The 21,452-nt window shown below is 38.4% G+C and carries 27 protein-coding genes; 11 read left to right on the forward strand and 16 right to left on the reverse strand.

Annotated elements, in window-relative coordinates; all coding sequences use genetic code 11:
• Positions 1–838: 838 nt before the first annotated feature.
• From R7Q39_RS27820 to R7Q39_RS27860, 9 genes are all read right to left on the reverse strand, one after another.
• Complete coding sequence (locus R7Q39_RS27820; RefSeq protein ID WP_116921289.1) at positions 839–1,075, reverse strand: hypothetical protein; 237 nt, start codon at positions 1,073–1,075, stop codon at positions 839–841.
• A 103-nt stretch (positions 1,076–1,178) separates the two neighbouring features.
• Positions 1,179–1,508 (reverse strand): hypothetical protein, encoded by a 330-nt coding sequence (locus R7Q39_RS27825; protein ID WP_318077125.1) that lies wholly within the window; start codon positions 1,506–1,508, stop codon positions 1,179–1,181.
• Between the two features lie 177 nt (positions 1,509–1,685).
• Positions 1,686–2,228 (reverse strand): hypothetical protein, encoded by a 543-nt coding sequence (locus tag R7Q39_RS27830; protein WP_045592084.1) that lies wholly within the window; start codon positions 2,226–2,228, stop codon positions 1,686–1,688.
• Between the two features lie 98 nt (positions 2,229–2,326).
• On the reverse strand, positions 2,327–2,899 hold the full coding sequence (locus tag R7Q39_RS27835; protein WP_217899637.1) for a LemA family protein: 573 nt from the start codon (positions 2,897–2,899) through the stop codon (positions 2,327–2,329).
• Positions 2,900–2,949: 50 nt separating this feature from the next.
• On the reverse strand, positions 2,950–4,059 hold the full coding sequence (locus R7Q39_RS27840) for a hypothetical protein (RefSeq protein WP_318077126.1): 1,110 nt from the start codon (positions 4,057–4,059) through the stop codon (positions 2,950–2,952).
• A gap of 158 nt (positions 4,060–4,217) precedes the next feature.
• On the reverse strand, positions 4,218–4,838 hold the full coding sequence (locus R7Q39_RS27845) for a DUF262 domain-containing protein (protein ID WP_318077127.1): 621 nt from the start codon (positions 4,836–4,838) through the stop codon (positions 4,218–4,220).
• A gap of 14 nt (positions 4,839–4,852) precedes the next feature.
• A complete protein-coding gene (locus R7Q39_RS27850; RefSeq protein WP_318077128.1) occupies positions 4,853–6,298 on the reverse strand; it encodes a hypothetical protein in 1,446 nt (481 codons plus the stop codon).
• Positions 6,299–6,359: 61 nt separating this feature from the next.
• The gene (locus R7Q39_RS27855; protein ID WP_318077129.1) at positions 6,360–6,917 is read right to left on the reverse strand and encodes a hypothetical protein; all 558 of its coding nucleotides are present in this window, start codon (positions 6,915–6,917) and stop codon (positions 6,360–6,362) included.
• Positions 6,918–6,978: 61 nt separating this feature from the next.
• Positions 6,979–7,494: a hypothetical protein gene (locus R7Q39_RS27860; protein ID WP_318077130.1), complete on the reverse strand. Its 516-nt coding sequence runs from the start codon at positions 7,492–7,494 to the stop codon at positions 6,979–6,981.
• A gap of 119 nt (positions 7,495–7,613) precedes the next feature.
• Here R7Q39_RS27860 and R7Q39_RS27865 point away from each other — a divergent pair, with 119 nt between their 5' ends.
• Together R7Q39_RS27865 and R7Q39_RS27870 are read left to right on the forward strand one after the other, a co-directional pair.
• Positions 7,614–8,270, forward strand: a complete 657-nt coding sequence (locus tag R7Q39_RS27865) for a hypothetical protein (RefSeq protein ID WP_318077131.1) — start codon at positions 7,614–7,616, stop codon at positions 8,268–8,270.
• Between the two features lie 48 nt (positions 8,271–8,318).
• On the forward strand, positions 8,319–8,447 hold the full coding sequence (locus tag R7Q39_RS27870; protein WP_318077132.1) for a hypothetical protein: 129 nt from the start codon (positions 8,319–8,321) through the stop codon (positions 8,445–8,447).
• A gap of 28 nt (positions 8,448–8,475) precedes the next feature.
• Here R7Q39_RS27870 and R7Q39_RS27875 read toward each other — a convergent pair whose 3' ends face one another.
• Positions 8,476–9,603, reverse strand: a complete 1,128-nt coding sequence (locus R7Q39_RS27875) for an RNA-guided endonuclease TnpB family protein (RefSeq protein WP_318077133.1) — start codon at positions 9,601–9,603, stop codon at positions 8,476–8,478.
• Positions 9,604–10,310: 707 nt separating this feature from the next.
• Between R7Q39_RS27875 and R7Q39_RS27880 the strand changes: the two genes are divergently transcribed.
• Positions 10,311–10,466 carry a hypothetical protein gene (locus R7Q39_RS27880; RefSeq protein ID WP_318077134.1) on the forward strand — a complete coding sequence of 52 codons (156 nt, stop codon included), beginning with the start codon at positions 10,311–10,313 and terminating at the stop codon, positions 10,464–10,466.
• Positions 10,467–10,503: 37 nt separating this feature from the next.
• Here R7Q39_RS27880 and R7Q39_RS27885 read toward each other — a convergent pair whose 3' ends face one another.
• Positions 10,504–11,214 carry a hypothetical protein gene (locus tag R7Q39_RS27885; RefSeq protein WP_318077135.1) on the reverse strand — a complete coding sequence of 237 codons (711 nt, stop codon included), beginning with the start codon at positions 11,212–11,214 and terminating at the stop codon, positions 10,504–10,506.
• Between the two features lie 145 nt (positions 11,215–11,359).
• Here R7Q39_RS27885 and R7Q39_RS27890 point away from each other — a divergent pair, with 145 nt between their 5' ends.
• The 4 genes from R7Q39_RS27890 (at position 11,360) to R7Q39_RS27905 (ending at position 13,843) form a co-directional block, all read left to right on the forward strand.
• Positions 11,360–11,746 (forward strand): hypothetical protein, encoded by a 387-nt coding sequence (locus tag R7Q39_RS27890; protein ID WP_318077136.1) that lies wholly within the window; start codon positions 11,360–11,362, stop codon positions 11,744–11,746.
• 10 nt (positions 11,747–11,756) lie between these two features.
• The gene (locus R7Q39_RS27895; protein WP_318077137.1) at positions 11,757–12,230 is read left to right on the forward strand and encodes a hypothetical protein; all 474 of its coding nucleotides are present in this window, start codon (positions 11,757–11,759) and stop codon (positions 12,228–12,230) included.
• Positions 12,231–12,304: 74 nt separating this feature from the next.
• On the forward strand, positions 12,305–12,736 hold the full coding sequence (locus R7Q39_RS27900) for a hypothetical protein (RefSeq protein ID WP_318077138.1): 432 nt from the start codon (positions 12,305–12,307) through the stop codon (positions 12,734–12,736).
• A gap of 96 nt (positions 12,737–12,832) precedes the next feature.
• Entirely contained in the window at positions 12,833–13,843 is a 1,011-nt protein-coding gene (locus tag R7Q39_RS27905; RefSeq protein WP_318077139.1) for a hypothetical protein, read from the forward strand.
• Positions 13,844–13,890: 47 nt separating this feature from the next.
• On the opposite strand, the gene yiaA is transcribed toward R7Q39_RS27905, so the two are convergent.
• From yiaA to R7Q39_RS27930, 5 genes are all read right to left on the reverse strand, one after another.
• Entirely contained in the window at positions 13,891–14,346 is a 456-nt protein-coding gene (gene yiaA, locus R7Q39_RS27910; RefSeq protein WP_318077140.1) for an inner membrane protein YiaA, read from the reverse strand.
• Positions 14,347–14,465: 119 nt separating this feature from the next.
• On the reverse strand, positions 14,466–15,377 hold the full coding sequence (locus tag R7Q39_RS27915; RefSeq protein ID WP_318077141.1) for a nucleotidyl transferase AbiEii/AbiGii toxin family protein: 912 nt from the start codon (positions 15,375–15,377) through the stop codon (positions 14,466–14,468).
• A 3-nt stretch (positions 15,378–15,380) separates the two neighbouring features.
• Positions 15,381–15,911, reverse strand: a complete 531-nt coding sequence (gene abiEi / locus R7Q39_RS27920) for a type IV toxin-antitoxin system AbiEi family antitoxin (RefSeq protein ID WP_021486189.1) — start codon at positions 15,909–15,911, stop codon at positions 15,381–15,383.
• Positions 15,912–16,359: 448 nt separating this feature from the next.
• A complete protein-coding gene (locus tag R7Q39_RS27925) occupies positions 16,360–18,753 on the reverse strand; it encodes a hypothetical protein (RefSeq protein ID WP_318077142.1) in 2,394 nt (797 codons plus the stop codon).
• 143 nt (positions 18,754–18,896) lie between these two features.
• A complete protein-coding gene (locus tag R7Q39_RS27930; protein ID WP_318077143.1) occupies positions 18,897–19,493 on the reverse strand; it encodes a hypothetical protein in 597 nt (198 codons plus the stop codon).
• Between the two features lie 151 nt (positions 19,494–19,644).
• Here R7Q39_RS27930 and R7Q39_RS27935 point away from each other — a divergent pair, with 151 nt between their 5' ends.
• Genes R7Q39_RS27935 through R7Q39_RS27950 form a run of 4 tightly spaced genes read left to right on the forward strand, consistent with a single transcriptional unit; the run spans position 19,645 to position 21,431 of the window.
• Positions 19,645–19,917, forward strand: coding sequence for a hypothetical protein (locus R7Q39_RS27935; protein ID WP_094133060.1), 273 nt, complete (start codon positions 19,645–19,647; stop codon positions 19,915–19,917).
• A gap of 11 nt (positions 19,918–19,928) precedes the next feature.
• Positions 19,929–20,465 (forward strand): hypothetical protein, encoded by a 537-nt coding sequence (locus R7Q39_RS27940; protein WP_318077144.1) that lies wholly within the window; start codon positions 19,929–19,931, stop codon positions 20,463–20,465.
• Positions 20,466–20,505: 40 nt separating this feature from the next.
• On the forward strand, positions 20,506–21,048 hold the full coding sequence (locus tag R7Q39_RS27945) for a hypothetical protein (RefSeq protein ID WP_318077145.1): 543 nt from the start codon (positions 20,506–20,508) through the stop codon (positions 21,046–21,048).
• A gap of 14 nt (positions 21,049–21,062) precedes the next feature.
• Positions 21,063–21,431 carry a hypothetical protein gene (locus tag R7Q39_RS27950; RefSeq protein ID WP_264400219.1) on the forward strand — a complete coding sequence of 123 codons (369 nt, stop codon included), beginning with the start codon at positions 21,063–21,065 and terminating at the stop codon, positions 21,429–21,431.
• Positions 21,432–21,452 lie beyond the last annotated feature (21 nt).

The following is a 21,452-nucleotide window of genomic DNA, read 5'->3' on the forward strand; positions in this document are numbered from 1 at the left end:
CTGGTTCAAAGAGCTGGGAGCCTTTCGACTCCCTAAGGAACCACACCACCATAGTGTTCTTGTGCAACCCCGAAGGGTAGGTGGCTTTCGCCACCTAAACGCACCATGATTGTTGCTGGTTGTCTGGTTCAAAGAGCTGGGAGCCTTTCGACTCCCTAAGGAACCACACCACCATAGTGTTCTTGTGCAACCCCGAAGGGTAGGTGGCTTTCGCCACCTAAACGCACCATGATTGTTGCTGGTTGTCTGGTTCAAAGAGCTGGGAGCCTTTCGACTCCCTAAGGAACCACACCACCATAGTGTTCTTGTGCAACCCCGAAGGGTAGGTGGCTTTCGCCACCTAAACGCACCATGATTGTTGCTGGTTGTCTGGTTCAAAGAGCTGGGAGCCTTCCGACTCCCTAAGGAACCACACCACCATAGTGTTCTTGGCGATAACCCCTAAGGGCGGGTGCCTTTCGGCACCCTTTGAGCCACACGCCATGTGTTCTTGTCCTTCCCCTAAGGGGGGTGGCTTTCGCCACCATAAGGCACCATACCATTTTGTTAGCCTGCTTGGACATCCGTCCCAGCACCTATAAATCAATTTGAATGACCGTCTGGTTCCGTATGTACGCCTTCTCAGCCTAACCAGAAACTACTGAGTGGTAACAACAGTGTCGGTTCGCGACCCTGTCCTGCGTCATCTGGATTTACGATCCAGTCCATACACACTTCTCTATCCAAAATAATCGAAAAGAGCGGCCATTCAAATCAATCGATAATCATCGCTTGCGATGTGAATAATCTGGGGCATTCCACTTTTCTTATTACACACATCGCAAAGTGAAAGTCAATATTAAATTTCGCTAAGCGCCGAAATCATTACTGGATGCTCAGTTGTTGTAACAACCTCAACAATAACATCAGAATTCATTGAAGGGTCGTAATCAACCTCTTCGCCATCTTCAATATCTTTACTCTCCAGCTTCTCTTGTAACTCTTTACCAAAGACCAGGGCTACATTGCTTTTATCTAGATATTCACGAAGAATCTCTTCATGTTCTGGCTTAACGAATTTGATTGTTGTACTCATAACTGGGCATCTCCGCTTCGTTGTTTATATTTATACTAAAACATTATTTTGAAGTCAATAATAAAATGCAAATAATTTTCCAGATGTTTCTTTTTTGCTCGCTTTAAACAACTGTTGTCCGATTACTATCACTCCAGATACTGTTAAGGCGAGATAGGGTATCGAGTAGACCACAATTTGCTTTAGTTTCATCACGATTATTTTTACTTTTTAGCTTAACAACCGTATTAACTTCGCTTTCAACTGAATATGTATGCTTTAGACTCTTATACAACAATTGAGTAACCTCAACAGCACCCATTTCAATTGCATTAAATGCCTCAGCCTCATTGTTGGCTTTAAATGTAGCCTTAACAGCATGACAATGATAAAAACGAGGATACCCAGTTACTGAACTGTTATGTTTTAGTACAGGTGGTAGGGCAGCGATCATAAAAAGAAACTCTTTAATTATTTATGTTTCTAATTATACATCAATACGGATTTAGGTCAATACCGTGATTTGCAGTGAGAGGAAAAAGTGCAAAGTTTTCTAGTTATATATATTATCTTAAAATTTTGCACTTATGAGGGGGTAAAAAAACACCATCTCAGAGATGGCGTTTAATGTTCAGTTAACGTCTCCAATGAAGAGAAGGTAACTTGCAAGATGATTTATCATGTCTCTATCATATCCAAGGTCTTCCTGGATGCTTTCCCACCTTGATATAATCGCACTGTGGAACAAGCTTCCATCTTCAGTCTTTGCGTATGGAAGTAATTCACTACCATAACCTTCCCGATAAAATCTCTCATAGGACTCCTTAAACTGCTTTTTAGAGCCAATCTTTCTAACCGCAACCCAGTACTGAGGTCTTTGGTCGTTAAAGCCTCTCTGATGCCATCTGATGAGTTCTTCGAAAGCAGTAACCTCATCAGGAATACAGAACCGCTCAGAAAAACCATCCATTGTATTCATAGATAAATCGAAGGCAATTGCTGTTGTGGCAAATAACTGATGTAATCCGCTCATTGTTTCTGACTCTGCACAGTACAAAGGCACCTTGATAGCCCAGTCATCAAGGGATTCCTTATACTGTTCCAGGATATGCGCTGGTGGCTGATTAGCCTTGTAGTAGGCTAAACATGCCTCAAAACGCTCATCTTTAGTCATGAATCAACAGTCCTATGAAATCTCAAATATTGCAAATAATATATCTATTCTGAACATAAAAAAAGGCTCCGTAAGGAGCCTATTTAAAGAAATACCTGTTAAAGAATTGATTTCTGAATACCAGTATCAAATGCTTCGCTAGTATTCTTATCTGAGATAACCTTACACTTATCGTTTAGGTCAATATTCGGAAAACCGAATAAGTTGTACGCAATTTTACCAGGAAATGAGCGCAACTCGATCTTATAGGTTGAACAAGCATCCTGAAGACTATCGCGTTTAACATGGAAATCTCGACGCATTCCCTCGATGTATGCCGATAAATCAAGGTATAGCTGATCATTCATTGAAGGGTTGTGCTCTTTAATCCACTTCATTGCCAATCCTTGCTCATTAGCACTACGGCTACCGATAGAGACGCGAAGTTGTTCCGTAAAGTCTTCCGCGTAAGAATCTTTAACCTTGGCCTTTTCAAGAATTGTCATTGCACCATTACTCAACAGTGACTCACTAGACTTATCTAGCTTGACAATATTTTCTTCCATTGTGACTGCTGTATTATTGTACGAAGCAAATGATGCAATGCCACCAACAACAGATAGAACAATCAGCCCTAGAATAAATACCAGAACCATTGTAGCACTACCTTTTACGAATTTAATTTTACTCATGATACTCTCTTAAACTATTTGTTTGATTTTGATTTACTGGCTGACTCTGTTTATCGCCAGCCGTTATTAAGTCCATTCACTCTTTCACGATTTTGGTTTCGTGATAATTTGAACGATAGAAATGCGCTACAGATCATGCTGACAAGGATTGCGATAAAGATACTTGTCCAACTAATAGGTAAAGCTGCCAATTGGTAAATCTCGTTTTCCATCGCATGGCGAGAAAAGTTGCTCTTTGTTACATCTAGAATACTGTTAAGCACCTTATCTGAATCAGCTTTTAGGTCATAGCCTAACGTTGCTTGACGTAACTTAGCAAGTAAGACTCCGTTACCCATACCATTCATGAAAGTAGAAGATCTAGACCAAACCACGTTTCCATCTTTGACACCCATGACAATAAGAATGTCATTTTTTCGCCCACCTTCCCAGCTATGAATCAGTGATTCGAAAAATGATGCTGGTTGATCCGTCACCACAATCACCATGTTAGCTTGCAGCTTTCCACCTAAAGTTCGGAACTCGTTATTCAACTTTTCGTTCCATCCACTGGTCAATGAGTACGTTAGACTAGGGTTAGTGTGCAAAACTCGGCTCACACGGTAGTAATCATAGATTGTAGGATATTTGGGTACAAATTCTTGGTACTGTTTAGCTTGTTCCTCGGAGTAACCAAATAACGAGATTGTGTTTGCCTTTACATAGTTCAAATAAGTGTGGTTAACACTAGCAGGCTCACCAATAACCACTTTTTTGAATCGCTTAGGCTCGATTACTCCCTGAGAATCTTCACGATCAATTGTCAGAGTTCCTACAGTTGTGTAAACGTCCCAATCGTAATCCCAACTATGTTCGTACTTCGTTTCACACTTTTCACCGTCAGAAGTCTTTTTACATACTTCGTAAGAGTGTTCACATGACACTGTATTTCGTTTCTTTGCAGTTACTTCACCATTAAGAATCTCAGTTTCTGAAATCCCGTATAGTGTGATTGCACCGAGAGTAACAACAACCACGATTGAAGAGATAACAGCATTAAGAGCAATTTCTCCTTTAGTAATCTCATGCTTGAATTTGTACTTGCCTAGTGCCACTGCAAAAGCGACAACAATGAATAATGGCAATGAAGCCATAAAGACTTTATAGAAGATGATGCTCATAAAAATCTCTTTTATTTTAGTTCATTCATGTATTGAACACTAAATCCATTTGATGTTTCTTATAATACATTTTGGTGCGATTCAGTCAAGCAAAATTTAATGTTTTATTTGATAAATAAAAAAGCCTGAATGAACAGGCTTGTTTTCTTACATCGGTGTCAAAGTATTACTTTGCGATATTGCTCAGCTCTTCGGATGTCGTCCTTGCTGTGTGTGATATTTTTATTAAATTCAATATAAAAATCTACAGCTTCAATCTCATCCTTAAATTGATAGATCTTGATGTCAAAAGGACATACAGAAAGAACTCTATTCCTCAGATCACTTCCTAAAAGCTCACTAGCTGTAATGGTCTCACCTTGAATGCAGAACTTCATATCCTGGTCACTCAAAAATCGCGAGATTGCGGTAATACGCTGTAAACCATCAAGAACAAAACAGTTTGTCTTTGTATCATCCAAAGTGTACAGGCAAATAGGGGAGCCTTTGTAACCTTTGAGTATGTTTAAGATATAGCTATGTTGCATTTCACAAGACCAATTATCATTATCTCTTTGAAAAGGCGGTACGTGCGCAGCAATGGAGGCGATATTTGATTTAATAACATCAGGGTGAAGCTCATCAAGGCTCTTTTCTCTGAGCTTAACATGAGAGTCCCTGTCACAAAATCTGGCGATCATGTATAGAGAGTTTTCCAATTCAGTTCCGCAACTATAAGCAGGGTAAGTGAACGGATTATTCTTTAGAACATGGTGAAATTTTGAAAATTTATCATCCATAAAATCTATCTTCTTTAAAATGAACAATCAACACTGACTGAAGAATCAACTGAAACAGGTGATGAATCAAAAGCAGGAGCCGAAACATCTGGGATAGAAATACTTGAAGCATCAAAAATTGAAGTGTCTAAAATAGAGTTCATGGCAACTTCTAGATTTGGAATATCCACATTCAGATTACCCATCTCGACTCCCATAGAGCCAGCATCTAAACCCTGAATATCATCTTTGAAAAGCAATGCAGGAACATTGTCTGAACCAATATCGTTAATCATCATCAATAGAACAAAGTTCATACCTGCATCAGTACTAAAGTCGTAGTGATTGTTACGTAATCGGCTTTGTTCTTGAACTGACCATTTATTTACTGACTCAAATACCTTTTTAGCCTGATCAATTTGAGATGAAAATGCCTTTTCATCAAAATCAACTCGCTCTCTTCCCACGCGTGATTTGGCTTTGTTAAGTTTTTCTAATGGCTCACTGAATTCATTCAGAATCAAGTCAATGTTAGATAACTGAAGTTTCAGTGATGCAATGACCTTCTCAATGAGATTTAGCTTATTTCTATATGACTTTAAACGCTTGAAAAGATGTTTCTCAGATAACGCCTCGAATAAGTCCTTTTCCTCGTTAGTTTCCACAATACGCGCAAGAAGCGAATGGGCTAAGCACTCATTACCCATATTGTATTTGATACCATCAATAGACAGCTTAACACGAGATACCAAACCCTCTTGCTCTTCAGATCTCACAATAGCTTGGTCAAGATCATTCTTCAATTGATTAAACTCGATGATTTTTGATTCAGCCTCGTCAACTAATTGAGCAACCATTTCAGCAGCCCGTTCTGGGTCGGTATAAAAATCAACTTTTAACAAACCCATAGCAGCAAGAATACAATCAATGTGAAATAGTGTCGGTGAAATTAAAAACTTCTTAGTTTTAAATACCTTATCAAAAAATCCAATCTCAGATTGTTTAACAAAATCTTTAGTCGATGGAGAATAATCTTCCATCAACGAATTGTACAATCGTAGCACCATTGATAAGCTATTTAGGTTAGCGGCTAACAAAGATCGAGAAGACTGATTTAATTCTTTTGAGTTTTTCTTAGCCTCAGCGAGTTCCTCATTTACCTTTGATAACAAACTTAATTGGGTCTCTAGTTTTTTTTCACTGGTCTTTAAATTGATGCTTAACTTTTCAAAATGCATAATTTCTGGTTTGGTGTTTACACCGAACTTTTCAGAAATAGCTTTTAGAAATTCTAAACCATCAAGATCTGGGAATTCCTTTAGAATTCGATTGGTAACACTTTCTGAAATTCGAGTAAGACGATCTTTTTCAGAGGTTTCAATCATTTCGAAATTGCGAATGTTTTTTGACAGACCATCTTTTAAATGTAAGAAATGTTCGTGTTCAACATCGAACATTTCATAAAGCTCATTATAATTCATTACGTTTCTCATTAATTAATTAAAAATGACTGACCCCAACTTGAAGCCAGTCACTTTCATCTTAGCCTAGAGTGTAAACACTCATTAGGTCTTTATCATCATGGTCTTCTTCATGGTCTGTGATAATCGCCCAGCCAGAATCAGAGTAAGCTGATTCACTCATCTGAGCCTCACCAATAGATTCGATAAACACACCATGAATTTGAGCTGTATTAATGTGATCTCCATAATCACTACAGTAAGCCACCTTAAGGTCGCCCTTACCGCTTTCAATCAGCTTCTCAAGCTCGATTAGCAGCTCAGAAAGAAGAAATGCATCATCGATATCACACGACATATCTTCGTTTAGCAGAACAACATTCTCAAAGTCTGTTTCAACACTTGCCACTTTGAAGCCTGATGCTGAATACCCTGTTGTATCAATGAATACAACGGAAACACCTGTGATAGGCATTGCTTGCCATGTTTGCTGTCGATCACCGTAACTGCAACCACCGAATACACGAGGGTTGCTAGGAACTTCTGAGTTAATCTCTCCAAACATTTCATTTTCTGAAAATGCTGAATTTGCTTCATCAAAAAGTTCTTTTACAGTAATTGAATTAAATTCAATAGACATAAGTTTCCCCTTAATCATTATCTTAATTATACATTATTAATCATTTAGGTCAATTAATTAATTAAAACAGACTTAAGGTTTCAGGAGAAAATGAACGAAGCCATTGCTTAACATCAACCTCTTCAACATGGCATTCAAATCCAACAACACCATCAAATTGAGGTCGTCCTCGATTAACCACTTCCAGATAATCAAATAGAGGCTTGGTCTGGGATGCGCTGAAGAATTCACAAACATTGTCTGAATCATAGTCGCCCCCGAATTCGATATCGATAAGCGACTGAATGACCTTTTCAAGGCGACCATTAATAAGCTGTTCGTGGAAGTAAGGAGCTGCATCAAACTCAACTCTTTGTTTCTGATCGTCACTATAGCAGACAGCCTGAACCTCAATACGTCTTTTGCATTGATTTTCACTAGCGTATGCAGGGTCGCTACCATCCATTCGTGAAAGAACAACATCTTGAGGCCAATCAGAATGCGGACAAGTAACATCAATGCAGTACCCGTCACTTCTCAGTTCTGTGCCGCAGCGGTGGCATGATGGTGTAGTTTTATCAGTAGTATTAGTTTTCATGGTGTGCTCCTTGTGTTTGTCTTTATTATATACAACTGAGAATGAAAGTAAATAATTATTGACTAGTAATCAGAAATACATATAATGGACACATAAACAAGAAAGAAGGAAAACACACCATGAAAAACACCACCAACCAACTTGACCAAGAACTTTGTTTTGTTTCAGATAAGCTTGAGCTTTTATTTGCAGTCGAGCTTGTTCTACCAGGATTTCACACTGTCGAAACGGCAGTGAATACCATTCAAGATGTACATTTTGATGATCTAGGTGGCTCAGGATTCTTTCGCTTAATGTCACCACATTCGAAGCACCACACGCCTGAGTACGTTATGAATGGTGATCACATCATCGACAATCTAAGCGATCAAGAACTAAAAGAAGTACTCGACTATTCTGTAAGTCAAAATACTGACTCAACCACTGTAAAAATCATTCTTAATCGTATTGAATTCGAAAGCCTAGAAGAAGAGTACGAAGCTTTATTCTATGAATTTGAAGCATTTGCTGAAACTGAAAAATGTATCAGTTGGAAACAATTGCCGCTGAACTTACCAGCAAAGTACGCCCTAGTAAATGTTCATTATTCTCAAAGCAATGAACAAGTTCACATCGAAGAAATCAAGTTTTCGGAAGCAAACCTTCTGGATATGGCTAAAAGACTTAATGAGCTTCAACATGTAAACAAAAATGAAAAAGTAGATTTCTTAATCCTAAAAGAAAACTCAGAAACAGTAATCGCACAAGGTTCTATTGAATTAAGCGAAATCGTCTAATTTTAACAAAACATCAAACTACTATTTAATGTGAGGAAAAATAAATAAATGAAAAAAACTCGTAAATTTATCAAAATCAAATTACTGATTATTAATTTACTTGTTGGTACAGGCGCTGTTCATGTGATTCTCCCGCCCTATCGGGCGAGGCTTCTTGAATCGTTTGCCGCAACCTAATTCTTGATTAGGATTCACGCAGGCATCATCAAGCAGAAACGGTCAATCCAGCCGCTTTTAATTCAATTATCCCTGCATTACGCAGGTTTTTGCCAGAGTTGGTATCTCGACAGTGTACTTCATTGCAACTCGGGCAAGTCCATACTCTGATATGGAGTGGCATTTTATCCATCTTGTAGCCGCAACACGAGCAGGTCTTTGAAGAAGGTAGCCACTGATCGCACTTAATCAGCCACTTGCCGTACCTATCAGCTTTATATGCCAGCTTAGAGATAAACGCTCCCCAAACCGCATCAGCAATATGTTTCGCAAGTCGTTTGTTTTTGAGCATGTTGGATGATTTTAGCGTTTCAACAATTATCGCTTGGTTTTCGTCAATAATTCGTTTTGAAAGCTGGTGCTGAAAATCATTCCGAGCGTTAGCCACACGCTCATGCGCTTTGGCAAGTAATAGTCTTGCTTTCGCTCTATTTCTAGAGCCTTTTTTACATCGACTCAGGGCTTTTTGTTTCCGTCTTAGGTTTTTATATGCATTAATTAAAAACCGAGGATTGGCAATCTTTTCACCTTTATCACTAATAAGGAAATCTGTCAGCCCTAAATCGAAACCTGATAGTTTTGTGATATGTTTTGGTTTGGCAGGTGCCTCATTACCGCAATCGACCAGAATAGAAGCATAAAATTTACCTGTGCTAGATTTAGAGTTAGTTATGCTTTTTAGCGTTCCACTTATCTCTCGGTGGATCTTAGCTTTGATAGGTTTACATTTCGGGATTTTGATTGCGTTTTCAAGGATTTTTAGACCAGTACAATGGTAACTGCTCTGATAACCGTGTTTACGCTTAAACTTAGGAAACTTAGCTTTTAGTTTCGGGCTGAAAAAGTTCGAGAAAGCCTTATCGAGATTGATGATCGATTGTTGCAAAGAAATGGAATCGAACTGACTTAACCAGGAATACTTTCTGGACTTCTTGCCAAGAGATAAAAGTGGCTTTATCTCTTTTTTAAGGCTTAATGAAATGTTTTTCTGTTTGTAAAAGTGTGTTTTTATGTGTAGAGATTTATTATACGCAAACCGAACAGCGCCAAACTGAGCTTCAAGAAACTCAGCTTGTTCTATCGTTGGGTAAATACGTATCTTCGTGGCTCGTAACATTTAAATAAAATACTATGAATTCATTGTAGAATATCTAATAAATGATTCGAAATGTCAATATTTATCTCTTTCGAGATAATCGCCTTATATCCCCGCCCTATCGTTATATATAGTAACTTTCGGGGTGTATAATGTGTATTAAGGCAGCATTTTGCTGCCTTTTTCACACCAGTAAGATGTGCAGATATAGAGTGTTTCGTATGTATTGTGTATGCGTGTGATGCAACACCTTCCTGCTAAGCCGCTGCGTAGCAGCCTACGGTCTATCAGCGACATCTCTAGCTCAATATACACACCGAACATACACAGTGTGTATAAACACCAGTGAGCCATAGATCATTAGCATTAAAAGGCTGGCACTCACTCACTCGCTAATAAACACACTTTTTACTCTATACTCCTATCGGGCGAGGGTTTACGGCGGAGTTGCTAAAAAAGCACGATCCTCACATTCATGATAGAACATATCGCCACAAGCGAAATCAAGATATCTTTTTGGTGTTAAAGCACGTATAGAAAACCGCCTCTTAGTTGAGGCGGTTTTATTTGATCCACTTTTTCGGAATCAGCCAAGATACGAAGAACATTATTGTTAAAGCAAATGAAATAGTATACATTGAAACTACCAACCGAAGTGGTGGAGCGCCAATCTTCGTATTTAAATAAAAAAGACAGGCAAGCCTGTCAAAAACAATTGAGGTTCTTTTATGATTCTTCCTGAAAAGGCAAACAGTGAAGCGGAAGCTAAAGCATTAAAAACTCTTGTAGGGTTTGCTCAAAAAGATATCAAAGAAGGTCGCACAATTTCTAGCGGTCAATTAAAGGATAGACTGGCAGCTAGAAAGCGCACTACGGAACAATAAACAGACAAGCCCCAATCGGGGCTTGTTTTTCTTTAAGCTATTTCACTTGCTTAATTGCATCAGCAAGATTGTTACCGCCTCTAACGATAGTGAAGATATTGATTAGAGCAGTTAAGCGCTCTTCAAAATCATTGCCTGGTAAGCTACCGTGACCTGCCTTTTCAATGAGAGAGAAAGCAAAATCAACCTCAGGCTCAAAATCGCCACCATCATTGCCTACGTTTTGAAATTCAGCTTCCAATGCATGAATAATTGTTTCAAAACCATCAGAACGAACAATAAATTCAAAAATGTTTGCACCATTTTTGGACGGATCAATATTCTTGTTAATGCTCGATTTTTCTAGTTTGTTAGAGAGAATATCAGGCGTTAGACACAGCAATTTGTTTGCTTCATCCACTTCATTTTGATCAAGCAGTTTGGTGATTGTTTTGGCTGCTACTGTCGGTTCAGAAATAAACTCATCAACAATGGCAGACAAGCGCTGTGCTTCAAACAAGGCTTCCTGTGTGGCTTTTGCAATCATCACCGCTTGACTACCCGTAAACGAACAACCGCCATGACCGATACCCATTACAGAAACACGATCTTTTGACGGGTGCTGAACATCTACTGAGAAGCTTACGCTGTGAAATTCATTTTCGAAAGGATATACATTTCCTCTTAAACTCATATGTAGCTTAGATGAGCTAATTTGGATGCGTGCCTTTAACATCCCTGGTGTTTTGTATTTAGCGGTGTATGACATGGTGATTTCCTTTTTTCTTTAAGTGTTCCAATTATATAATAAAATGATCTAGAGTCAATGTTTTTATGGTTATTAAATAATTAAAATGCTGTTGACTGTGATTGTTATCAGTGTATAATAAGAACAAATAAAAGGAGAAACCACCATGAACAAAACAACTTCAAACATCATTGAGTCTTTCGTTAATCAAATGCTTGAGCAAGGCTGGACTTTATCAGATCCAGACTGCCTACAGTTCACAATCCTTGATAAAGAGACTGGTGCGGTTACTGTAGCTCAAGTGGACTATTCTGAGCACATGATTGAGTCTAACGGAAAACCAACTGTCAACAAATCACCAGAATCTGTTGAGGAATTGGTTGATTCTCTCGTTAAAGAGACATTCTATATCGGTGAAGACGATATCGCTGATTATGCAGAAAACCAAGGGGTAGACATTTCAGATTATGATGATGATCAGAATTCTTTACTTGCTGTGGTTGCAGAAATTAAATTCGAAGAATCTCATGTTTGCATGATGCCAGCCGCGTAGGGTTAAACTTATGTCCACACATCCAAAAATGCATAAGCTATTACGGTTAATGAATAAATCCGCTTCTTTTGAAAAAGGTTGCGAGCCTGATTTTGCCATTATCCCTGATAAGGATGGAATGGACACAGAGAACCACTATGGTGAGCAAGAAGACCTATTCATTGACTTACTCCTTGGCAGCGATGCCAAGGTATTCAAAGTCCGTCCAAATGAATCTGTGATTGTATGTGATCTCCCATTAGGAAACTGCCATTTAAATGTGCTTCAAGAAGCAGGAGAGGGTGACACCATTTTCACTGGATTTGCGCAAGTTGCTTATCCTGATGGTAGTGGGGGTGATTGGTTTCCGCATTCTTGGTTGACCGATTCAGAGGGTAAGCTAGTTGAAACTTTCTCCAACGCATTCCCAACATATTTCGGTGTGGCGTTAATTGGAGACAATCTAGATCTGTTTAAGGATTACACAAAAAACCTCCAATACTGATTTACAGTTATTTTTTAATTGACTAATTAATTCATGTATAGATAATAATTAAAAACTTGAATAAGGCATAAAGAATGGACAACCATAAAAAACTCGATAGCTACAACCGATTTGCAAAAATGAAGAAAGAGAAAATCCCTGCAAGTAAAACCAGCCCCCTTGCGCAAACTCTTATCCTCATTTTGAAAGAAAAAGACTACAAGTCTGCATGTAAAAGCTACAGTAGTCAACGCGCATTTTGGGTCGCATTAAGTAATCTTCTGCTTGAGCTTCGAAATCATAAGCTGGCGCTTGAAATGACTCATATTCGTGAAGAAGTAATGCTGACAGCTAACGATCATGAGTTCCAATCGATTGTTTCTCAGATTCAGTCATTACGTGGCGAAGCTTACGACCTAGTAACCTTGTTCAATGATGGTGAGTACTGCAACACTGTATTCCGAGAAATCTGGGATTTGACTGAGCGCTACTACATTCGAATGAAAAAAGAGCTAAATCTTGGCTAATTAGTCATTATTTATATCAGAAACCGCCCTCATCGAATGGGCGGTTTATATTAATTAATTAAATATTCGGATATAATAAAAAGAAAAGGTTTTATTATGTCTACCCCATTAAAAAGCACTAAGCTAATCTTAGAAACAGTAAAAACACTGTCTCACAGACAACAAAATCACAATCAGAGTACAAACCCACATGAGCGTGACTTTGCAAACTCTATCGAACAACTGTTCAAAGATCTAAATCTCACAGATGCCGATATAAATACACCTGATGGCAGATTAGAGCATGAGAAAGCTCTTTTTACCTACATCGTCAACGACAACATTGAATCCAATATTTCAACTTATGAAGATCGTGTAAATCAACGTGATATTGATAAACAGAAAGAGTTGAGAGAAAACATTGTTCATAATATCCATAAACTGAATTCAGTTGTGCCAGATATCAACCATCTGACCGCCTCTGGATTACACGCGAAATTCTTTGATGTTATTCATGGGTTAGATAGTGAAAACGATCAAAACAAAATACTTCATGACTTTTTGCATGAAACAATAAAGTTCTCTGTAAAGTCTCAGCCTGATTACGCCCAAAGCCCAGAAGATTTATCTGAGATCGCAAAGGGGGCGCTATCCGTTGCCTCATGGGGGAATATTCTTCTTGAGCACAATTTACCACTAAGAAGCTCTCTAAATCACCTACAAGCCAGTGGTAGCTATTCAAACGGACAATCCCGAATCTTTTATGGCAGTGATGTTTTCGCAACCCTCCTGGTTGACCTAAAAGGTAAGAACGAGGACTATTCAGGCATGGGATACATTACAGGTATAGTTGAGCATGGACTGGAAAGTGATGAAAAACTACTATCTCTTAAAGAGCTTTCAGGCTTGAATATCAGAGTTTCCAGCGACATTCCTAAACCTGAATCAAGTGACGCTTTCGCGGTAGCAAAAGCAATGAACCAACTTTCTGACAAGCACCCATCTATAGAGCCAGTTAGTAGAATGGTTAAAGAATATAATAACATTCTTGCTACTTCTATGACTGGATACAAACGATACTACGGCAGAGACTATGAGCAATACATGGATACCTCTCCATCAATATAAAAAAAACACCCCATTTTTATGGGGTGTTTTCACATTCATTTTCTAACCTATTTCTGCTCATCCTCAGGAGCTTCAAAAGTACTTTTACTCTCTGATTTAGAATTACTCTTAAAGTATTCGAGATCTCGCACATTCTTTTGCACTACGATTGAGCTAAACAAGCTCATGACAAACGCAATACCAAAAAAACCTTTCTCATTTAGAAGAAGTGTATCTACATTGTAAAGACCGATGAACATTAAAGCGCAAGCAATGATTACACAGAATATGTTCAGATTCTTATATGCCGAAGTAACTTTTAAACCTTCGGATTCATCTCGAATGGTTTTTTGAAGCGTGATAACGCTAAATAAACCAAATACCAAAACCACAAAGTAATACCCTTTCTCATTGAATTGAAGGTTTGCATTTATCAATCCGATCAAATAGGTGAATACTCCTATACCCAGAGCAACCAAAGCCGTTAATACATATGGCCTGGTAGGTGCTAATGACTTATCCATGATTATTTCTCTTTTATTAATTTAATAACATACTATCAGGAGTGAATATCAATAACAACAAAATGCCCTATATTGGGAACAATATAGGGCGATATTGGAATAAATCTATTCATCTATGTTTACATATTGAATTCGAATGATTGCTTCTTGCCGAATAGCTCGTTGTTCACCTCTTTGAACATTCCACCTAGTGCCGATTGAAGGTAAAGATTGAACTTATCTTTCTCAAGCGTTCTTTCTAATACGTCCGCAGGGATAAATCGCTGCATCTCGGTTAGAAACTTCTTATCATTAACCATAGATGGAAGTCGTTGAACTGCGCTAGTTAGAAGCTGATCATAGTTCTGAATTTTGTAATCATTAAGCTTCTTTTCGATGAGTTCAGGGTTAATTTGAGCACCTTGTTGCTGCAACCATGCTAAATCCCAGATATCACGAAAACGCACATACTTCTGGCAAGCTGGCAATGAGACAAGCTTATCAGCCATAATTTCTTCAAGAGTTTCAGTGATAATAATTGTGTTTTCGTACTCTCTCAATAAATCATAGTTAATATTTAACGCTGATGGTTCAGATGTATATGCTGGAATATTTGCAATCTCAAGTTTTATTTTCTGCTTAGGAATATCTCTTTGAGAAGGAGAGGTCGTCACTGCAACCTGCCATTTATCAACTTTGATTTCGTTGTATACTGGCTGTTCTCGCAGTTCTTTTGGCTGTTTAACAGCAACATCAACGCCATAGCGTGAGCAGATATAATCTTCGATACACTCTTTGATTGGGCGCAAATGCTGACTGGTAAAGTCTTTACCACCAGCAAAATCTAAATCTTCGCTAAATCGATTTCCACCATGACAAAGACGTAGTGATGTACCACCTTGAAACACTAATGCATCCAGAAAACCTTCTTTCTCTAGAGCATATAAAATGTCGTAGTGAAGCAATTCTTTCTCAACGACTGGTCTCATATTTTTTAGGTTAGGGTTAGCCATTGCTACCTTAGCCAAATCACTAAATTTACTATTATTCATTTTTTATTCATCCTCCGCATCGACCAGCATATGAGTGTTTCTACCCACGCGCTTTAAATCACGCAATGCTGCTTCTTTCTTTGCGAATCTTAAGTGTCTATCGGTTTTATTTGTACTATTCAGTATATCAAGCGCGTCTCGCTTTGTCTTTGTGAATTCAATGATTCCATACAAAGTTTTGAACCGCCCACTGCGCCCAGTAGTCATAACAGTTAGTGTAGAAATTGGAATTTGCGAAATAAGTCCATATTCCGATAGTGCTGATTCAAGAGAGATGTAATTGTATTCACCCCTTCTTAACGCCCCAGCTACTAATTCAATTGTGTTCGCGCCTTTATTTTTACTATAGGCGAAGACATAAATACCTTTGCAAGCTGATTCGAGGATACCTGACTTTACTAAACGTGATAGACCTTTTTTGAAGGTTTCGTCAGCATCATCGAAAAAGACACGTCGAAGGTCGCGCTTGGTATAAACATAAATACCTTTAGCGTCGAATTTGTATAGTCTTTGTAATGCTGTTTGAGTGTTCATTTTAAGTCAACTTCTTAGGTATAAATTATTCCCCTTAATGTGTTCTTAATCTAGCATGACTCGGCCAAGTATACAATAAGGGTAACAAAATTTATCTTTAGCGATGACTTATAAAAATAGTGCTGTGATCCAAAGTCCACTCGAAGGGGAACTTTTCTTATCTTTGGTGATTACTTGTCTGGCGAACAGTAAAACACACAAGTCTACGAAAAAGGCAATAAAATATACCTTTACTGATAACTTATGTTTGTGCTTACATGAAAAAAACACGCGCCTAACGAGTGAGTGGTGTTTCTTAAGTACTGAATGGAGTGTTCATGCTAGATATCCTTTTATTATTGTTTGATTTTTTATTTGGTTTATTTATGCATTCTATTGTTTATGCACATAAAATGCAGTGATCTAGGTATCAAAAAAGGGATTTTCGAAAAAATCCCTTTATTTGTTATTAGCTATAAAAATGGAATTCTGGTCTTACAGAATAGGATTGCCTTGCTGCAACTCGATTTTCACCTCTAGCCACTTGAGCATTAAACAATGAACGATACCATTCCTCTGCTTTTGGATCCTCATTGCAATCATAGTAGTTCAGAGGCTTAACAAACCGACCTTTTACGCCAAGCTCCTTACGTCTCTTAAGGACATAACTCTTAGATAACGGGATAGACAAAAAGATCTTTAAGTTATCCCAAGGGTTAGCTAAAGCCTCAACTGGGTCATAGCAATCACTCATTCTATCAGCTACTTGATCTGATCGAGAGTTCCAGTTTCTCAATTCAACTGGAAGTTCATCGATTGACAATCCAGTTAGCAGCATGAGATCGTAAACAGTGGACACATTCAAATAGAAGCTAAGGTCTGGCTCATCACCAGTAATGTAGCAGTATGCGTAGTTGTTTTTATCTCTAATCTCTAGAGCTTTTTGCAATTCAGTTGGCGTACTTCTACTGTCATAATAACCCTTGTGCTTCTTAACATGCACTTGACGCACAAGTTCTCTTTTCCTTCCTGCTGGAGCGGTTCCATCCTCAACCATCTTGAGATAAGCACCCCCGATAGCAAAGCGATCATGATTAAGGGAGATAATATCGTCCATAAGGGTAGGGAGGTTCTTACTGATTTTCTCAGCAATCCATTTTTCCATTTTCACCTTATTTGCTTCAAACTCTTCACTCATCAGCTTTCTGATCATGACCGATTTATTATATCTAGCGATCAAATCGGCTTCTGCTTGAATTTCCTCTGCTGTACCAACTGAAGTACTCGGCAAAGCCTTTAACCCCATATTTTCAATAGATTTTCCTTCACCATCGGTTGTAGCTAAAGAAACCTTGCCGCGCTTATTCTCAATCAATAGGTTACTCGCGGAAGAAAGCTCAGCAGGGATATATAGCAATGCCTGATCAATTTTCTTATCGAACTTATCTTCCATCCAATGGTTTTTGTGCATAAAGCGTTTCGCCCGAGGGTTGCTAGCCAGGAAATTATCTCTATTTAACTCGGTTGATTTCTTAACCTTAATGCAAGTATTTACCTGGTACGTAACTGGTAGGTTTGATACCACTGATTTGTTCTCAAGCAAAGCATGTGATACTGATTCCTGAGAAACATAGCTCAAGTTCGGCAAAGCCAGCTTCTTGCTAATAAGCTGGTTTCGACACTCTTCCATTAGGAACGTAAGCCATAGAATACTATCACTATACATAGATCGTACTGTACCAAGAACTCTTAGACCAGAATCTGAAATAGCAACCTCTGTCGATTCTGATTCAACAAGCACCCGCCCGTTATCTTCTACTTGTAGGTTCATCATTTCATAAGGGAAGTATGAATTTTCGTAGCGACTAAGATTGTATCGCTGATTTCGACTACTCATAGCATCTTTCTGGAACATTGTTGATTTAGGCTTGTCAGTTAACAGGTGAATGTCTTCACCTGATTTCACAATCATTGCAAAGAAGCTGTCGAACGCCCTCTCTGGTCGAATCATGCTTAATGAGAAGCCATTAGGGATCATAGAAGACTGTTCGATCAAATGCTCAACACTGTTAAAGACAAAGATCTGCTCTTGGATTTTAAGCTGTTCGTTTGAAGCAACCTTAGCACTTCTAGAAACGCAGTATTTAGCGAAGTCGGTAAAGTCGTGTTTTGCCCGAAGGTAAATGTGAAATGCTCGATCAAAAAGTTCATCTTCGACTTGTTCGTCAGGCTTGTAGAATTCGATTACGTTTCGGCACTTTTCTTTAAACTGATTAATCCCATGAGATAGAACAGAGTTCTCTAGGAACAATGTTCCTAAAGTGTAGCCAGCCAGATTTTTGTGTTGATGGCTATCTTGATTCAAGACATTTCTTACGCTCTCGAAGCTAATGTAGTTATTACATGTTTCAAAGTAAGAGCTAAATAGAAGACCCGCCCCAATGCAGCTTGGGTCATTTTCCATGACAGATTGAATTTTCTCATTCACCTTTTTCACATCAAACTCACCAGCATATCGAACTTTATCTGCCGAATCGAAAGGACTGCCAGTCATAATCTCCCAGCCTTTGATAACTTGAGACAGCGCCTTATCTGCTGGTAAATCGGTTAAATCAACGCAGCGTTCGAATACTAGCTTAACCTTTTGAAATGGAGGGAGGCTATTGAAGGTGTCTAGCTGATTCCAGATGTAATCAGGGACAGAATCTGAGTTGTTTAGGTATGCCAGATGGCTAGTACGAGAAATGCCAAACAGCATGTACAGTCTATTGATTAACTCGCCGCGAATCACACGACCAACAATAACGTGACCGACTTCCTCAATGAGCTTATTCATTTCTTGTTCATAGCTTAGATTGCGCATTCTGACATTCCTTTTAAGATTATGTGTCATATACTGACACATAATCTCAGTAACCGCAAGTTTAATGAACTCCCTTAGCAGCTACGCCGTAAACCCGCGCCCGATCAGTGGTGGAGTCACTTAATCGTCTAATAAATATATTATTAAATAGTCATTTCCATACTATTATTTTGCTTTGAAACTATGTTTCTATAGTTATTTGAGCGTTCAGATTCTAGATACTTCAATGCATTATTAAACCCATTTATAATTTTCTCTTCTAAATCTGGTCGGTTCTTATTATTAAAGAAATATGCTTTATGCATGATATCTTCTAAAAAGTAAGCTTCAATCTCCCAAGGTCTGTCTTGGTAAGGAATCGCATCATACACCCCGAGTTCCTCACCATTCCATCGAGCATGGAACTTACCATCAGACTTCCATAACCTATATTGCAGCAAGTTTGTTGCTTTTTGATGGATATGGACACACTCATGAGCAAGTGTTTTCAATTGATCTGTAATTGGAGCGTCCCTTTTAACTATCACTATAAAATCTTTATTTTTCTTACTGCCTAAGGCGTCAGTATAACAAGACCCAAGTCCATTCTTACCAAGCTTTGTGGATCTCATCTCAAGCCTGATATTCAAGGCATTACACATCCTTGTTGACATCAGCATTTTGCAGAAATACTCAGTTGCATTTATGAGTACATCGTGGTTATCCTTGAAACCACCTCTTTGATAAATTTTAATATTCATTAAAAACCCATTGCTATATTTAATTATTTATATTTTTACATTAAAAAATGAGTCCTTCAAATCAAAAATCATTGTAAATAATTATCAGATAATAAATTTATTGACTTTTGGGTTTGCAAGTGTATAGTAATAAAAACAAGGCTTTGTCAAAATGATCACATTAAATGTAAAGATTAAACGTAACTATTCAAGACTCTGCCTGACCACCAATGCGTTGTCAGAACATGAAGTTGATGAAATTTTTAATCAATTAAAAACTGTAGAGCCAGATACAGAGACTCAAGTTTCTTTGCTTCTAAACCAAAAACTAAACCTTGATGAACAATGTTCTAAGCGAGCATTTAAGATCTCGGAACCACTTTCTAATGCCGATATTGAAATCGTAATCGACTATCTTGGCATTACCATTTCGAAAAATAAGTAAAAGGAAACACCATGAGCCGATTCGAGCCTGGAAAGAAATACCTGTTTATGCGTCACCAGTTCGTCAGTTTGGATAAAAATGGCAAACCGAACGGCACTCTTTTTTACACTAGCATGTTAGACCAACCTCTTATCAGCACAGAGTTTGTCGTCCTTACCTGCAAAGAAGAGCATGAGGTCTCCATTGATTACACGAACGACAAAACAACGGGCTACACCTTCTCTGGCGAAGACCAAAATGTAATCTTCAACAATCAATACCCATCAGCTAGCTATGGTCAGTTATCAACTGCGGGTGATTACATCGTTAAAGCTCTTGTAAGCGATGATTCTGGTGAACCAAGCCTATTGAAATACGTTCTTGCTGAAAATGTTTTGAACGATATCTCTATGTTTGGTGCTCTACATGGTCTGACTGAAAAACTTGAACAGGTCATCAATGAGATCAAGCAAGCGGTAGACGTTAATGGCTTCAAGCTTGAAGATGATGAGCTATGTAAACTGTTCAAAGACGAAAAGAAGAAATTATTGAAAATTGTTGAGGCTTAAGCCTCAACTTAACGCAACTAATCATTAAAGAGGATTCACCATGAGCCGTTTTCAAGTAGGTCAAAAACACCCATTTGTTCGCCATACTGTCTGGCTTCGCGATCTTAAAGGAAACCGAACACGAACATCTCACTCTTTAACCCCTCATGGTGAGGATACCGAGAGTACAGAGATTGTCTATTTAACGTGCATCTCAGAACACGATGTTCCGCATGAATATGATGAGTCTCAGTTGGCTAAAGGTTACATCTTCAAGAAAGATGATTGTGAACACGATTTTCACAATCAATATCCTACTGCATCATATGGTCAGGTCTCTACTTTCGGTGACTGGGTTGCCTCTGCGTTTTACGAAACAGAAAGCGGTTATGAAGAGCAAGAGTACTTTTCTGTAAGTGAAGCACTGAACTCAATTGATCGATTTGGCAAAAATGGTGAGGCTCTGCCAGAGTATCTATCAAAAATTAAATCCATTATGCTAAAGTCTCTTGAAGAAAATGGATTCAAGCTTGAAGAAACAGATTTTAGCAAAAGACACTCTCAAGCCATTGGCTACAAAAACTGGAAGATTGTTCCTGCTTAATGTCGGAGTTTAAATTGAAAACAATTAATGTCGTTATCTCAGATGATAACAAACATGCCGTTTCAGACTGGAACGTTTATGATTGGTGCAAGAGCCTGAAAGATGGCGATACCGCACATGTAGCAACATCCTTGATGTTTAATGAACTCCGAATTGGCGTGGCTCAAAATGAAATTAAACCATTTTCATTCGAGTTTAATGGCAATAAACTCTCTGTTTGCGAAAAAGGGGAGCTAGTCGGAGAAACTCGATGTTGGCCTAAAGGTTTTTTTGATCAGCAGTCCATTCAGGTTCGCATGTTGATGAGCGGTAAAGATCGTAATGAAGTGACGAAATCTGTCAACGAACAAAAAGACCGATACAATCAAGCTAAGAGCAACTAATTTTGTTGACTACCGTTAGAG

Source organism: Vibrio sp. 947, assembly GCF_033339115.1.
Lineage (GTDB): Bacteria > Pseudomonadota > Gammaproteobacteria > Enterobacterales > Vibrionaceae > Vibrio > Vibrio alginolyticus.

Excerpts from the sequence above, each read along its gene's own strand:
- R7Q39_RS27820 (WP_116921289.1), bottom strand. The coding sequence starts at position 1,075 with ATGAGTACAACAATCAAATTCGTTAAGCCAGAACATGAAGAGATTCTT.
- R7Q39_RS27825 (WP_318077125.1), bottom strand. The coding sequence starts at position 1,508 with ATGATCGCTGCCCTACCACCTGTACTAAAACATAACAGTTCAGTAACT.
- R7Q39_RS27830 (WP_045592084.1), bottom strand. The coding sequence starts at position 2,228 with ATGACTAAAGATGAGCGTTTTGAGGCATGTTTAGCCTACTACAAGGCT.
- R7Q39_RS27835 (WP_217899637.1), bottom strand. The coding sequence starts at position 2,899 with ATGAGTAAAATTAAATTCGTAAAAGGTAGTGCTACAATGGTTCTGGTA.
- R7Q39_RS27840 (WP_318077126.1), bottom strand. The coding sequence starts at position 4,059 with ATGAGCATCATCTTCTATAAAGTCTTTATGGCTTCATTGCCATTATTC.
- R7Q39_RS27845 (WP_318077127.1), bottom strand. The coding sequence starts at position 4,838 with ATGGATGATAAATTTTCAAAATTTCACCATGTTCTAAAGAATAATCCG.
- R7Q39_RS27850 (WP_318077128.1), bottom strand. The coding sequence starts at position 6,298 with ATGAATTATAATGAGCTTTATGAAATGTTCGATGTTGAACACGAACAT.
- R7Q39_RS27855 (WP_318077129.1), bottom strand. The coding sequence starts at position 6,917 with ATGTCTATTGAATTTAATTCAATTACTGTAAAAGAACTTTTTGATGAA.
- R7Q39_RS27860 (WP_318077130.1), bottom strand. The coding sequence starts at position 7,494 with ATGAAAACTAATACTACTGATAAAACTACACCATCATGCCACCGCTGC.
- R7Q39_RS27865 (WP_318077131.1), top strand. The coding sequence starts at position 7,614 with ATGAAAAACACCACCAACCAACTTGACCAAGAACTTTGTTTTGTTTCA.
- R7Q39_RS27870 (WP_318077132.1), top strand. The coding sequence starts at position 8,319 with ATGAAAAAAACTCGTAAATTTATCAAAATCAAATTACTGATTATTAAT.
- R7Q39_RS27875 (WP_318077133.1), bottom strand. The coding sequence starts at position 9,603 with ATGTTACGAGCCACGAAGATACGTATTTACCCAACGATAGAACAAGCT.
- R7Q39_RS27880 (WP_318077134.1), top strand. The coding sequence starts at position 10,311 with ATGATTCTTCCTGAAAAGGCAAACAGTGAAGCGGAAGCTAAAGCATTA.
- R7Q39_RS27885 (WP_318077135.1), bottom strand. The coding sequence starts at position 11,214 with ATGTCATACACCGCTAAATACAAAACACCAGGGATGTTAAAGGCACGC.
- R7Q39_RS27890 (WP_318077136.1), top strand. The coding sequence starts at position 11,360 with ATGAACAAAACAACTTCAAACATCATTGAGTCTTTCGTTAATCAAATG.
- R7Q39_RS27895 (WP_318077137.1), top strand. The coding sequence starts at position 11,757 with ATGTCCACACATCCAAAAATGCATAAGCTATTACGGTTAATGAATAAA.
- R7Q39_RS27900 (WP_318077138.1), top strand. The coding sequence starts at position 12,305 with ATGGACAACCATAAAAAACTCGATAGCTACAACCGATTTGCAAAAATG.
- R7Q39_RS27905 (WP_318077139.1), top strand. The coding sequence starts at position 12,833 with ATGTCTACCCCATTAAAAAGCACTAAGCTAATCTTAGAAACAGTAAAA.
- yiaA (WP_318077140.1), bottom strand. The coding sequence starts at position 14,346 with ATGGATAAGTCATTAGCACCTACCAGGCCATATGTATTAACGGCTTTG.
- R7Q39_RS27915 (WP_318077141.1), bottom strand. The coding sequence starts at position 15,377 with ATGAATAATAGTAAATTTAGTGATTTGGCTAAGGTAGCAATGGCTAAC.
- abiEi (WP_021486189.1), bottom strand. The coding sequence starts at position 15,911 with ATGAACACTCAAACAGCATTACAAAGACTATACAAATTCGACGCTAAA.
- R7Q39_RS27925 (WP_318077142.1), bottom strand. The coding sequence starts at position 18,753 with ATGCGCAATCTAAGCTATGAACAAGAAATGAATAAGCTCATTGAGGAA.
- R7Q39_RS27930 (WP_318077143.1), bottom strand. The coding sequence starts at position 19,493 with ATGAATATTAAAATTTATCAAAGAGGTGGTTTCAAGGATAACCACGAT.
- R7Q39_RS27935 (WP_094133060.1), top strand. The coding sequence starts at position 19,645 with ATGATCACATTAAATGTAAAGATTAAACGTAACTATTCAAGACTCTGC.
- R7Q39_RS27940 (WP_318077144.1), top strand. The coding sequence starts at position 19,929 with ATGAGCCGATTCGAGCCTGGAAAGAAATACCTGTTTATGCGTCACCAG.
- R7Q39_RS27945 (WP_318077145.1), top strand. The coding sequence starts at position 20,506 with ATGAGCCGTTTTCAAGTAGGTCAAAAACACCCATTTGTTCGCCATACT.